Source organism: Streptomyces sp. NPDC005931 (assembly GCF_042871235.1).
Lineage (GTDB): Bacteria > Actinomycetota > Actinomycetes > Streptomycetales > Streptomycetaceae > Streptomyces.
The window spans coordinates 322,599-335,313 of sequence record NZ_JBIAIG010000004.1; the positions used below are offsets into that span (position 1 = coordinate 322,599).

The 12,715-nt window shown below is 71.8% G+C and carries 12 protein-coding genes; 7 read left to right on the plus strand and 5 right to left on the minus strand.

Features of this window, described 5'->3' with window-relative positions; all coding sequences use genetic code 11:
* Positions 1–134: 134 nt before the first annotated feature.
* Positions 135–1,244, minus strand: a complete 1,110-nt coding sequence (locus ACFYOV_RS12590; protein WP_389086280.1) for an LAETG motif-containing sortase-dependent surface protein — start codon at positions 1,242–1,244, stop codon at positions 135–137.
* A 635-nt stretch (positions 1,245–1,879) separates the two neighbouring features.
* Complete coding sequence (locus tag ACFYOV_RS12595) at positions 1,880–2,161, minus strand: chorismate mutase (RefSeq protein WP_389086281.1); 282 nt, start codon at positions 2,159–2,161, stop codon at positions 1,880–1,882.
* Positions 2,162–2,502: 341 nt separating this feature from the next.
* On the opposite strand from ACFYOV_RS12595, the gene guaA reads away from it, so the two are divergent.
* Positions 2,503–4,083, plus strand: coding sequence for a glutamine-hydrolyzing GMP synthase (gene guaA, locus ACFYOV_RS12600; protein ID WP_389086284.1), 1,581 nt, complete (start codon positions 2,503–2,505; stop codon positions 4,081–4,083).
* A 26-nt stretch (positions 4,084–4,109) separates the two neighbouring features.
* Here guaA and ACFYOV_RS12605 read toward each other — a convergent pair whose 3' ends face one another.
* On the minus strand, positions 4,110–4,583 hold the full coding sequence (locus ACFYOV_RS12605) for a pyridoxamine 5'-phosphate oxidase family protein (RefSeq protein ID WP_389086286.1): 474 nt from the start codon (positions 4,581–4,583) through the stop codon (positions 4,110–4,112).
* Between the two features lie 138 nt (positions 4,584–4,721).
* Here ACFYOV_RS12605 and ACFYOV_RS12610 point away from each other — a divergent pair, with 138 nt between their 5' ends.
* From ACFYOV_RS12610 to ACFYOV_RS12620, 3 genes are all read left to right on the plus strand, one after another.
* The gene (locus ACFYOV_RS12610; RefSeq protein ID WP_389086289.1) at positions 4,722–5,522 is read left to right on the plus strand and encodes a class II aldolase/adducin family protein; all 801 of its coding nucleotides are present in this window, start codon (positions 4,722–4,724) and stop codon (positions 5,520–5,522) included.
* A 409-nt stretch (positions 5,523–5,931) separates the two neighbouring features.
* A complete protein-coding gene (locus tag ACFYOV_RS12615; protein WP_389086291.1) occupies positions 5,932–7,212 on the plus strand; it encodes a hypothetical protein in 1,281 nt (426 codons plus the stop codon).
* A gap of 184 nt (positions 7,213–7,396) precedes the next feature.
* Positions 7,397–7,921: a DoxX family membrane protein gene (locus tag ACFYOV_RS12620; protein ID WP_389086294.1), complete on the plus strand. Its 525-nt coding sequence runs from the start codon at positions 7,397–7,399 to the stop codon at positions 7,919–7,921.
* 10 nt (positions 7,922–7,931) lie between these two features.
* On the opposite strand, the gene ACFYOV_RS12625 is transcribed toward ACFYOV_RS12620, so the two are convergent.
* Positions 7,932–8,171: a hypothetical protein gene (locus ACFYOV_RS12625; RefSeq protein ID WP_389086296.1), complete on the minus strand. Its 240-nt coding sequence runs from the start codon at positions 8,169–8,171 to the stop codon at positions 7,932–7,934.
* Complete coding sequence (locus ACFYOV_RS12630) at positions 8,158–9,666, minus strand: PspC domain-containing protein (RefSeq protein WP_389086299.1); 1,509 nt, start codon at positions 9,664–9,666, stop codon at positions 8,158–8,160. The genes ACFYOV_RS12625 and ACFYOV_RS12630 overlap by 14 nt, the downstream gene beginning before the upstream one ends.
* Positions 9,667–9,844: 178 nt before the next feature.
* On the opposite strand from ACFYOV_RS12630, the gene ACFYOV_RS12635 reads away from it, so the two are divergent.
* From ACFYOV_RS12635 to ACFYOV_RS12645, 3 genes are all read left to right on the plus strand, one after another.
* Complete coding sequence (locus ACFYOV_RS12635) at positions 9,845–11,137, plus strand: PspC domain-containing protein (protein WP_389086301.1); 1,293 nt, start codon at positions 9,845–9,847, stop codon at positions 11,135–11,137.
* On the plus strand, positions 11,134–11,877 hold the full coding sequence (locus ACFYOV_RS12640) for a LuxR C-terminal-related transcriptional regulator (protein WP_389086304.1): 744 nt from the start codon (positions 11,134–11,136) through the stop codon (positions 11,875–11,877). Before ACFYOV_RS12635 ends, ACFYOV_RS12640 begins: the two co-directional genes overlap by 4 nt.
* A gap of 427 nt (positions 11,878–12,304) precedes the next feature.
* Positions 12,305–12,658, plus strand: a complete 354-nt coding sequence (locus ACFYOV_RS12645; RefSeq protein WP_389086306.1) for a hypothetical protein — start codon at positions 12,305–12,307, stop codon at positions 12,656–12,658.
* The last annotated feature ends 57 nt before the right edge of the window (positions 12,659–12,715 follow it).

Sequence of the window (12,715 nt, forward strand, 5' to 3'; positions counted from 1 at the left end):
GACGTCGGCCGGCGCGGTGCGAGCAAAGGAAGGAAAAGGGAAGAGGACCTGCGCCCCCCTCCGAGCGCAGGTCCTCTTCCCTTTTCCTTGCGTGAAGCGTCACCACGTCCCACGCGAAGCGACGTACGGCGTGCTCACGCCTCCGTACCCGCCTTGCGCCGACGCACGATGAACACCGCACCGGCACCGGCGACGACGGCGACACCGCCGGCGAGACCGATCATCGGCAGCGCCGAGCCGGCACCGGTCTCGGCGAGGTTGCCGGTGACCTTGACATCGCTGACCTGCTCGAGCTCGCCCATGCCACCGGTCTGCGGCTTGGCGTCGTTCGGCTCACCGGGGTCGGAGCCGGCGGCCAGGATGTCGAAGAAGTAGAGCCAGCCGTTCGGGTCGTCGGCCATCCAGCAGCCCTCTTCGTCCGCGTACGACGCGAAACCACCGGTCAGGCCAATGGAGTCGGGCACCTTGCCGCTCACGCCGAGGCGCAGCTGGTACGAGAGCGACTGGCCCGCACCGAGCGAGAACGCGGGGAACGTGGCACCTTCGCCCGCGGCGTCCGCGAGGGTGTTCCACTTGCCGGTGGCCTTGTCGAAGACCTGGAGCGTGATCTGGCCGGAGTAGTCCTCCTCGTTCCAGCCGACGGCGGCGACACCGACCAACGGCTTGATGCCCTTGATCTCCTCGTCACCGCGGTTGGACACGTTGAACGTGAACGGCGTCCAGCCGCTGCCGGCGACGACCGTCTCGGGAAGGCCAGACAGTCCGCTGCGCAGGTCGGCGCTGATCTGGGCCTCGCCCTTCTCGTCGTCGAGGCAGAAGTCGTCCTCCTCGGCGGGCGTGCTCGCGCTGGCCGACGGCGAGGGTGAGGCACCCGGGCTGCTCGGGTCGCCCGACGGGGTGCTCTCGTCGTCCGAGGGCGTGCTCTCGTCGTCGGACGGGCTGCTCTGGTCGTCGGACGGGGTGCTCTGGTCGTCCGAGGGGGTGCTCTGGTCGTCGGACGGGGTGCTCTGGTCGTCCGAGGGGGTGCTCTCGTCGTCGGACGGGCTGCTCCGGTCGTCCGAGGGGGTGCTCTCGGTGTCGTTCGGCTGCGGGTCGCCGGTCTGGGCCGGCGTGCTGTCCGAGGAGGTGGTCGTGCTCTGCTGGGTGTCGTGCCCGTCCGCGAAGGCGGCAGGGGCGGACAGGAGCGCGAGCGGCGCTATGACGGCCGTCGCAGCCGCGGTGACCATGGCGCGGCGAAGCTTCATGAAGACCTCGGTATGTCGGTGTGGCGCGGCGTCGCGGCACTGACGGGGAGACCGCACCCAGGAACGGATGTGGCTCTCGATGCCTATGTGTGACCGGCGGAACCTGTGAAGGGTTGTGCGCCTTTCACGCGACCTTTATGTGATTGACGCCACAGGTCTGACGGCAGGGGCTTCGGCCGCGGTCTCCGGGAGGGCACCGCCTTCGAGCAGCGGCGGCCGGCGAGCGTGGGAGGAGGCGTGGGGGAGGAGGTACGGCGCAGGACTCCTGCCCTGCGCGTGGGGGAGCACGGCGCGGCCGTCCGGGGGTCGGCCGGAACCGGGATGCCCGCCGGCCGGCCCCGGGCGTCCCCGGGACCGGCCGTTTCCATGGTGACCGGGCTGCTGTCCCCTGCCGTCCGGTCACTTCCCCGGAGCGAGGTCCCACGACGCACGGCGCGATCCGCACGTCTCATCGCTCCGGCGAGAGCCACGCGTGGTTCTTCTCGGGCCCGCCCCTGGCTGGCACGGACACCGGTACCAACGAGGCGGCCGGGGAGCGGGTCACGCGTCGATCCGGGTGAGGCGCGGGTGTACGTCCGTACCGCCGGACGCGGATGCCGGACGCGGATGCCGGGCGAGCGGGCCGCGACCGGGCCTCAGATCCTGCCCCGGCACAGCTCCAGCAGCGTCATCGCGAGCGTGGTGCCCGGCTTGCCCAGCGCCTCCCTGTAGTGGCCGAGGACCTCCATCTCGCGGGAGAGGTTCACCCGCCGGCCGCCGGAGGCGATGCGTTCCTTCTGGATGACGGCGGAGACGGCCATCCGTTCCTGGATCAGGCCGATGATCCGGTCGTCCAGCGCGTCGATGCGCGCACGCGCGCCGGTGATCAGGTCCGCGGCCTCGGAGGTACGGGCGCCGGTCACGTCGAGGGTGGTCATGGGGACTCCAGAGGTGTGTGCGCGGCGTCCCGGAACGGCAGGACCCGGGAAACGACAGGCGCCCCGGGCCTTGTCGGCCCGGGGCGCCTGGGAAGTCGCTTGTCAGTTGCTCAAGCAGCACCACCATGGCAGCCGGCGGGCCGGTTGCCATAGGTAAAGACGAAGGTCGGGTGCGTGAGCATGTGGTCAGTATGCCCGGGGAGCGGGAGGTGTCCAAGCCGGTTCGCATCGTGAGACGTGGAGGGGCGGGGCGGCGGCCCCGGGCTCTCGGGACCCGTCCGGCGCCCACCTCGGTAGAATTGGCCTGCACAGAGACCCCGCCCCACCGCCGGAAGGCCCCCGTGTCATCAGCGACTCCCGCTGCCGCCGCCACCGACACCGTCCTGGTCGTCGACTTCGGCGCGCAGTACGCCCAGCTCATCGCCCGTCGCGTCCGCGAGGCGCGGGTCTACAGCGAGATCGTGCCGAGCACCATGCCGGTGGAGGAGATCCTCGCCAAGAACCCCGCGGCGATCATCCTCTCGGGCGGCCCCTCGTCCGTGTACGAGGAGGGCGCCCCCACCGTCGACCGCGCCCTCTTCGAGGCCGGCGTCCCCGTCTTCGGCATGTGCTACGGCTTCCAGCTCATGGCGGAGAGCCTGGGCGGCCGGGTGGACAACACCGGCGCCCGTGAGTACGGCCGTACGGACCTGCACGTCTCCCGGACCTCCTCCACCCTCTTCGAGGGCACCCCGGAGGAGCAGGCCGTGTGGATGTCGCACGGCGACGCCTGCTCCGCCGCCCCCGAGGGCTTCACCGTCACCGCCTCCACGGACGTCGTCCCGGTCGCCGCCTTCGAGGACGACGCGAAGAGGCTCTACGGCGTCCAGTACCACCCCGAGGTGATGCACTCGACGCACGGCCAGCAGGTGCTGGAGCACTTCCTGTACCGGGGCGCGGGTCTCTCCCCGAGCTGGACCACCGGCAATGTGATCGAGGAGCAGGTCGAGGCGATCCGTGAGCTGGTCGGCGACAAGCGGGCCATCTGCGGGCTGTCCGGTGGCGTGGACTCCGCCGTGGCCGCCGCCCTCGTCCAGAAGGCCATCGGCTCCCAGCTGACCTGCGTCTACGTCGACCACGGCCTCATGCGCAAGGGCGAGACCGAGCAGGTCGAGAAGGACTTCGTGGCCGCGACCGGCGTGCAGCTGAAGGTCGTGGACGCCGAGGAGCGGTTCCTCAAGGCGCTCGCCGGGGTCAGCGATCCCGAGGAGAAGCGGAAGATCATCGGCCGGGAGTTCATCCGGGTCTTCGAGCAGGCCCAGGCCGAGATCATCGCGGACGAGGGTCCCGCGGTGGAGTTCCTCGTGCAGGGCACGCTCTACCCGGACGTGGTCGAGTCCGGCGGCGGTACCGGCACCGCCAACATCAAGTCGCACCACAACGTCGGCGGTCTGCCCGAGGACCTCGAGTTCCAGCTGATCGAGCCGCTGCGCAAGCTGTTCAAGGACGAGGTCCGGATGGTCGGCCAGGAGCTCGGCCTGCCCGACGAGATCGTCCACCGCCAGCCCTTCCCCGGCCCCGGCCTCGGGATCCGCATCGTCGGCGAGGTCACCAAGGAGCGGCTCGACCTGCTCCGTGAGGCCGACGCCATCGCCCGCGAGGAACTGACCGCGGCCGGTCTCGACCGGGACATCTGGCAGTGCCCGGTGGTCCTGCTCGCGGACGTCCGGTCGGTCGGCGTCCAGGGCGACGGCCGCACCTACGGCCACCCGATCGTGCTGCGGCCGGTGTCCTCCGAGGACGCCATGACCGCCGACTGGTCGCGGCTGCCGTACGACGTCCTCGCGAAGATCTCCACCCGCATCACCAACGAGGTGCGGGACGTCAACCGCGTCGTCCTCGACGTCACCTCGAAGCCGCCGGGGACCATCGAGTGGGAGTGAGCCGCTTCGGGGGCTGCCCCTAGGACTCAGGTCCGTTTGAGAGTGCGCACCGGCTCTCCGGGCTTCCAGATCTGGACGACGAGGTAGGTGTCGTCCTCGACACAGGTCCGCACGACCTCCGTCAGCTCGGTGCGGAAGAGGTGGAACGGCTCCGGCGGTTCCACCTCTCTCACGTACCGGCTCCTGGTCCCCGCGTCCTCGACCTCGATCGCCCGCCCGCTGATCCGCACGTCGCCGCCGCCCATGCCGGTGCCCTCGCCGGGATTCGCCTGGAGCGCGAAGCGCGGGTCACGGCGCAGGTCGAGCGCCTTCAGCGAGTTCGGCATCATGCCGAGCCACAGTTCGCCGTTCAGAAACCGCACCTCCAGGCCGGTGGTGCGGGGCGAGCCGTCCTTGCGCAGGGTCGCGAGGACATGGTGCGTGTACGCGCCGAAGCGAGCCTCGACGGTCCTCGCGAGTGCGGGCTCGGCTGTGGCGAAGGCCTCCCAGTTCGCGTTCATGGGGCCGAGTCTGCCCCGCATACCGGACATCCGCTGTCCGGTATAGAGGCGTGCCGCATCTTTACGGAACAGATCTGTCGTCCATGCATGCACGGCGGTAACTTCCGCACCACAAGCACACCCCCCGCGGGAGGACTCATGCACGGGCCCGGGCGCACCCCGCCCCTGCCGCTGCCCACCGACAAGCTGCGGTTCCCCATGCCACCCAGGCACGAGTCGGTCGAGGACGAACGCCGGCACCGCAAGGAGCGGCTCGCCGGCGCCCTGCGGATCTTCGGGCGGCTCGGCTTCGAGGACGGTGTCTCCGGACACATCACCGCACGCGATCCCGAGTACAGCGACTGCTTCTGGGTCAATCCGTTCGGCATGCCCTTCCGGCACGTCACCGTCAGCGACCTGGTGCTCGTCAACCGGGACGGGCAGGTCGTGGAAGGCGGTCACCACGTCAACCAGGCCGCGTTCACCGTGCACGCCCAGGTGCACGCCGCCCGCCCCGACGTCGTCGCCGTCGCCCACTGCCACTCCGTGCACGGCCGCGCGCTGGCCGCCCTCGGCGACCTGCTCGACCCGATCACCCAGGAGAGCTGCGCCTTCTACGAGGACCACAGCCTCTACGACTCCTACACCGGCGTCACCGTCGACGCCGGTGAGGGACGGCGCATCGCGACCGCGCTCGGCTCCCACAAGGCACTGGTGCTGCGCAATCACGGGCTGCTGACCGTGGGCGACTCGGTGGACGCGGCGGCCTGGTGGTTCGTGTCGATGGAGCGGTCCTGCCAGGTGCAGCTCACCGCGAAGGCGGCGGGCCGGCCGGTGCTGATCGGCCACCGGCAGGCGGTGGCGACGCGGGAGCAACTGGGCGGGGATCTGGTGGCATGGATCAACTACCAGCCGCTGTGGCAGGACATCAGCCGCAGCGAGCCGGATCTGCTGAATTAGGCCGGATGTGCCGGGCCGGGCGGGGAGCCGTTCCGGAAGCCCGGCAGGACCGCCGCCTTCGTCACCGCGAATTCGTCGTCCGTGAGGACGCCGTCCCGCTGGATGATCTCCCCCATACGGGGATTCTTGCAGCCGGGTCAATACGCCGCCTCGAACTTCACCCGCACTGACTGCCTGCCGGACGCGGAGGGCGTGTAGTAGGGCACAATTCGCTCTCGCCACGGCGAAGTTGTGCGGGGGTTCTGCCGGGGCCGGGCGCCTCCGTGGTGTGCGGTGGAGTGGCACGTGCGGCGGGGCGTGCGGTCGCGTGGTGTGTGCGGCCGCGGGGCTCGTGTTCCCGTGGCGTGAGGTGTCGTGTGTGGTGTCGTGGCGAGTGGCGGCGTGTGGGCGCGGAAGGCGGGCTTCGGGCGTGGCGGTGCAGGAGGCGAGACGGGGTGGCGCGGAGTTCGGCGCGCATGACGGGGGCTGCACCTGCGGGGACTGTCCGCACGGGGCCCGCGAGGGGCATCGGCGTGCGGTCGCGGCGTTCCTGCTGAAGCGCGAGGAGTTCGCCTCCGGACAGGGGCTGCCGGCCGCGGTGGCCCACTCCGCCTCCGCCTCCCGGCAGTGGGTGTCGGAGGAGCTGACGCAGGCCGCGGAAGCCGTCGCCGAGCGCGGGCGCGCCGAGGGCACGGCCTGGCTGTCGCGCCTGTGGCGCCGGACGGCGGCCGTGCTGTGGGCACTGGTCGTCCTGCTGCTCCTGGCCCAGTCCCTCACGGCGATCGGGACCGGGTGGACGGCGGCGCGTTCCGCCGGACTGCTCGCCGCGCTGGTCGTGGCCGGTGCGCTGACGGCCGCGTCCTGGTTCCACCGGGCCCGTGGTGGGGCGCTGGCGCCGGTGATCGGTGAGGACAACCGGCTGTCCACGTCACGTGCGGTGGCCGCGGCCTGGGTGCTGTTGGTCGCCTACGCCGTCCTGGTGCTGGTGGGCCGGCTCGCGGCCGCCTCGGGGCACCGGGAGCGGGACGCGCTGATCTCCGGGCTCGAACTCGCGCGCGGCGCCGGTGTGGTGACCGTGCTCGCCGTGGTGTGCGGGATCGCCGTGCTGGTGCGGCGGGTGGTGGCCCTGCGGGTGCTGGGGCAGCGCCTCCAGAAGGTCCGCGCGGAGCGGCCCAGGGCGGCCGACCTGCTGACCGACGACGCGGGACGGGGCAGCTTCGCGGACATCCAGTACGTCGTGATCAGCGCTGTCGCCCTGGCCTTCGCCGCCGTGCGACTGGCGCGGCGGCCCGACCAGTTGCCGGATCTGCCGTGGGGGCTGGCGGTGGTGGTCCTGGTCTCGGCGGGGACGTATCTCGCCGGGAAGTACGCGGAGGGCGGGCGGCCGGTGATCCTTTCCGTGGTGCGGGCACGGGAGGCCGGCGATCTGGACGCGCCCATCCGTACCGGGGACGACATCGAGATCCGCGGTGCGGGGTTCGTGCCGCCCGGGGCACAGGGGGCGGAGCGGCTGTCCCGGATGGTCGTGCGGGTCGGTGCGGTCCACGTGCATGTGCCGTTGGTGCCGGTGACGGGCGGCTTCGACAATCCGACGGACACGCTGCTGACGGTGCCGGTTCCGGCGGAGGTGGAACCCGGACGGGTGGACGTGCAGGTCGTCACGGCGGCGGGGGTGGAGACGAATCGGTACGCGATCGACGTGACCGACTGAGCGGGCGCGGTGCCTGCGGCGCCGGTGCGGATCCGGTGGGTGCGCGCCGTGCGCCCCCGGTCGGGCATGGGTCGGGACGCGTAGGGGTGGAAAAACCCGGCGGTTCGGGTTGAGCCTTGGTCGATTGCCGTACGTATGGTCGGGTGGGGGGTCTCGGCACGGCGGCGAGAGGCGGCTAGCAGCGATGACTCACAGCATGCGCACGGACACGCACAGGCCCCACCTGGACGGCGAGAGGGACTGGCGGGACACCGCCACCCGGTTCGCCCTCCTGCCGTTGCGGATCTTCCTGGGCGTCACGTTCGTCTACGCCGGTCTGGACAAGCTGACCGACGGCGCGTTCATGCGGGAAGCCGGTGCGGGGTCCGTCGGGGAGATGATGCGGGGGGTGCGCGACTCCGCAGCGGTCCCCGCGCTGGTGGACCTCGCTCTGGAGAACCCCGTGGGGTTCGGTTATGCCATCGCCTTCGGAGAGCTGGCCGTGGGGATCGGCACCCTTCTCGGTCTGCTCGCCCGTCTGGCCGCTCTCGGCGGGGCGCTGATCTCGCTCAGCCTCTGGCTGACCGTGAGCTGGGCGTCGGACCCGTACTACTACGGCAACGACCTTCCGTACCTGATGGCGTGGATCCCTCTCGTGCTGGCGGGGGCTCCTCTGCTGTCCGTGGACGCCGCCCTGCGCGCACGACGACGGCAGCGGTCGGGCGAGTAGCGGCAGGCGGTCAGGGGATGGCGTCCGCCGCCGATTCACCGTGCCCTGGGGTCCGGCGTCTCCGGCGGCGTATGCGGCTGGCCGTGAACGCCGCCGCGCCGGCCAGGAAGAGGCCGCCCGCCAGGAGCGGGATCATCACCGGCCACGGAGTGTCCCAGGCACCGCGCGCGTCTCCGGCGTACAGGACGGCGGCGAGGGTGAGGAACGTGCCGATCACCAGCCGCCCGGGCTGGAACTCATGACGCAGCACGGCTCACCTCCGCCTGGCCCGCGCCGACCCGGAGGTCGAGATCGAGCGTGCCCGCCTTCTTGACGCCCGCGGAGGGATTCAGGGTGATCTCCTTGTGCCTGCCCGGTGCCACGTCCAGGTCCTTCTGCGCGTCGCCCGGCAACTGGATGTCGCCCACACCGACGTCGATGCTCAGCTTCACGGTCACGTCCCTGGGCACGATCACGTGGATGCGGCCCAGGCCCACGTCCGCGCGCGTCGACACGGTCCGGCCCCCGGCCACCGGCACGCCGGACAGGTCCAGCGTGCCGGTGCCGGTGCCCAGGTCGTAGACAGGGCGTATCTGCGCCACGGAGGTGGGCGTCCACGTCGTGCGCGTCCACTCGGTGCCGATGTCCTTGGGCACGGCCGCGGAGCCGGCGAGCAGGCCCGCCGTGAGGACGGCCAGGACGACCGTCCCCGCCCCGGTGCGCCCCAGGAACGCGCTGACCGCGATGCCGAGACCCAGGACGGCGAGCGCGCAGGCCAGACCCGTCTGCAGGCTGGTGCCGAGCGGGCTGCCCTCCCACGTCAGGCCCGTGCCGAGGCCGCCCGCGACCAGGGCGAGCAGGACGACCCAGCCGCCTGTCCGGCGGGGGCCGCGCGGTTTCGGCGGCTGAGGACGCCAGGCGTACGGGTCGTCCTGGGTACGGACGTGCGGAGTGAGGCTGACGTCGGCGACGGCGGCGATGTCCGGCTCGCGGGAGTCGCGAGGACCCCACAGGTAGCCCGTCCCGCCGAAGTGCGTACCGTCCTTGACGATCGGGTCGCGCCACCAGGACGGGAACGCGGTGGGCACCGGCGGGGCCTGCGGCTCCGGCGGGGCGTCGGCCGCGGCCTGGGCGGCCAGCGGGTCCGGGCCGGGCGTGCCGCGCCGCCGCGACCAGTACCCGGCGCCGGCGAGCAGCAGGGACAGTATGACGGCGAAGCTCAGCACGCCGCCGTTGTTGAGCATCGTGAGGAACACGCCGCTGCCGACGAGGGCGAACAGCACCGCCGTGAGCGTGTGGCCGTCGACCCGGCCGGTCAGCAGCCTGCGCACCTCGTTCTCCTCCTCGTCGTCGTACGGGACGAAGAGCCATGCGAAGCCGTAGAAGATGAGGCCGATGCCGCCGGTCGCGGAGAGCACGGCGAGGGTGATCCGGAAGATGACCGGGTCCATGTCGCACTGCCGGCCGAGCCCGGCGCACACCCCGCCGAGCATCTTGTGCCCGCGGTCGCGCCGGAAGGGGGGCAGCTCGGTCGCGTCGGCCCCCGGTTCGCCCGGGGACGCGTCGGCGCCGTGGGACGGAGGCGGGTTTCCGGGGGAAGTGGTCCTGTCCGCCGTGTCCGCTCCTCCCTTCCCGTGCGAGCCCGTGCGCTCGTGCGCGCGAGCGGCGCCCGCGGCGGGTGCGGCATCCCGCGGCCCGGCGCCCTGGGGCGGGCGCGGGCCGGAGCCGGGTCCCTGACCCGTCGCGGCGTGCGTGTGATCGGTCATGAGTCCATGGTGACGGGCGGGCCGCCGTGGCGGCAGTCGGTACGACCCTGGCCGGACCCTGATATCGCCCCCGAGCGGAGTTTCGGGGAAGGGGCGAGGGGCCCGTCCGCGGAGATCAGGGGAGTCTCCGGGACAGACCCTGATGCTCCGGCAGTTCGGGCGTGTGACCATCAATGGCATGTCGGAAGCCGCAGCAGCGCCACTCGCCGAACCGCGGCCGCCGCGCAAGCTCTACCGGAGCAGTGACGGACGCTGGCTCGGAGGGGTGGCGCGGGGGCTCGCCGGGCATCTCGGGCTGCCCGTGATCTGGGTCAGGCTCGTCTTCGTCGGTCTCTTCATGGCCGACGGACTCGGCGCGCTGCTGTACGCCGCGTTCTGGTTCTTCGTCCCGCTCGGCGTCGGGGGCGTGGAGGCCCAGAAGCCGCCCTCGCTCGTGGCGACCGAGACCTCGCCGGACGGCCGGCGCAGACTCGTCACCCGCAGACCGGACAAGGGCCAGATCGTCGCCCTGCTCCTCATGGTCGTCGTGGCCATGATCTTCGTGGGCAATGTGAACCTCGGCAACGGCGCCAGGGCCTATCTCTGGCCGACGGTGCTCGTCGGCGCCGGCGTCGCCCTCGTGTGGCGGCAGGCGGACAACGCGCGGCGGGCCCGCTGGATGGAGGTCGGCCGACGCCGTCGCACGGTGACGCTGCTGCGTGCCGTGGCCGGTGTGCTGCTGGTGACGGCGGGCGTCTCGGGCATCGTCGTGCTCAGGGGCTCCGGCACCCACCTCGGTTCCGTGCTCCAGGCGGCCCTCGCGGTGCTCGTCGGCATCACGCTGCTCGCCGGCCCCTACCTGGTGCGCATGACGCAGGACCTCTCCGAGGAGCGGCTGATGCGCATCCGGGCCCAGGAGCGTGCGGAGGTCGCCGCCCATGTGCACGACTCGGTGCTGCACACGCTCACCCTGATACAACGCAACGCCGAGCATGCCGGTGAGGTGCGCCGCCTCGCCCGCGCCCAAGAGCGTGACCTGCGCGCCTGGCTCTACAAGCCCGAGGGAACCGGCAAGGACGAGGCCGACGAACCCACCACCCTCGCCGACGCCGTGCGGCGCAACGCCGCGGAGGTGGAGGACAAGCACGGCGTCCCCATAGAGGTCGTCGTGGTGGGCGACTGCCCGCTCGACGAGAGGATCGGCGCGCAGATGCAGGCCGCGCGCGAGGCGATGGTGAACGCCGCCAAGTACGGTGGCGAAGGGGGTGCCGTACAGGTCTACGCCGAAGCCGAGGGGAAGACGGTCTTCGTGTCCGTCCGGGACCGCGGGCCCGGTTTCGACCTCGACTCGATACCCGCCGACCGCATGGGTGTCAGAGAATCGATCATCGGCCGCATGGAGCGCAACGGAGGGACCGCGCGGCTGCGCGCGGTGCCCGACGGCGGCACGGAGGTCGAACTGGAGATGGAGAGGGCGGAGAAAACGTCATGAGCGACCCGACCGAGGCGAACGGAACCGCGGGAGCGGCGGACGCGGCCGACACCGCGGAGTCGGCCGGCGGCACCGGCAGGCGTCATGTGCGGGTGGTGCTGGTGGACGACCACCGCATGTTCCGCACCGGCGTCCAGGCGGAGATCGGCCAGACCGAGCAGACGGGCGTCGAAGTGGTCGGCGAGGCCGCGGACGTCGACCAGGCCGTCACGGTCATCACCGCGACCCGGCCCGAGGTGGTCCTCCTCGACGTGCACCTGCCCGGGGGCGGCGGCGTTGAAGTGCTGCGCCGCTGCGCGCCGTTGATGGGCGACACCGAGCGGCCCGTCCGCTTCCTGGCGCTCTCCGTGTCGGACGCGGCGGAGGACGTGATCGGTGTGATCAGGGGCGGTGCCCGCGGATACGTGACCAAGACGATCACCGGAACCGATCTGATCGACTCGATCTTCCGCGTGCAGGAGGGGGACGCCGTGTTCTCCCCCCGTCTGGCCGGGTTCGTGCTCGACGCGTTCGCCTCCACCGACGCGCCTCCGGTCGACGAGGACCTCGACCGCCTCACCCAGCGCGAGCGCGAGGTGCTGCGGCTGATCGCGCGCGGCTACGCCTACAAGGAGATCGCCAAGCAGCTGTTCATTTCCGTGAAGACGGTCGAGTCCCATGTCTCGGCGGTGCTCAGGAAGCTCCAGCTGTCCAACCGCCACGAACTGACCCGGTGGGCGACGGCACGGCGGCTCGTCTGAGTCCCACCGTCACGGCGGGCGTGTCCGGGCATCCGGGGAGCGGACGGGGGACCGCGTGTCCGGCGGCGGGGTGCACAGGGGGAGCAGGTCCGCCGCCGGACCCTTTCGGCGCGGTGCCCGGTAGCCGCCCCTGGTCCGGGCGGCGGTGTGGAGCCGGTCACCTGGTGCAGGACGCTAGCCCTCGCCGTCCGGGGGAGACGAGTGCTTGCGCGCAAGTGACACGAGCGGACCAGGGGTGACCGTATCCGGCCGTGATTTCGTCGCTGTGCCGTCCGCTTCATCCGGTGCGACGACCGATGTGCCGAAGCGGGGACCGGCGAGGGACGAGGCGCGCTATGGGGAGCGCCGGGCAGGTGCCGGCGGCCTCGCCCCGTGGCACCGGCCCGGTGTCGGACGGGGTACGCGGCCCTGACTAGGCTCCGGCCCCATGGACGTACTCATCCACCTCTTCGTCGGCCTGCACATCATCGGCATCGCTTCCCTCCTCGGCGGGTTCCTCACCCAGATGAAGGGCATGGGCGAGGGCACGGCCCGCTTCAGCCCGGCGATGCTGCACGGCGCCCTGACGATGCTGATCACCGGCGTGGCCCTGGTCGGTCTCAACCAGGCCCAGGACTACACCGTGGACAACATAAAGATCGGCGTGAAGCTGGCCCTCCTGATCGTGATCCTCGGCCTGGTCTACGTGAAGCGGGACGAGGAGAGGGTGGACAAGGGTCTGTTCGGCCTGGTCGGCCTGCTGACCACGGCGAACGTCTTCATCGCCGTTCTCTGGACCTGACCCGGGACCCGCACGCGCCGGGCGCGCCCCCGGGTCGCCGTCCGGGCGCGGGCGTCC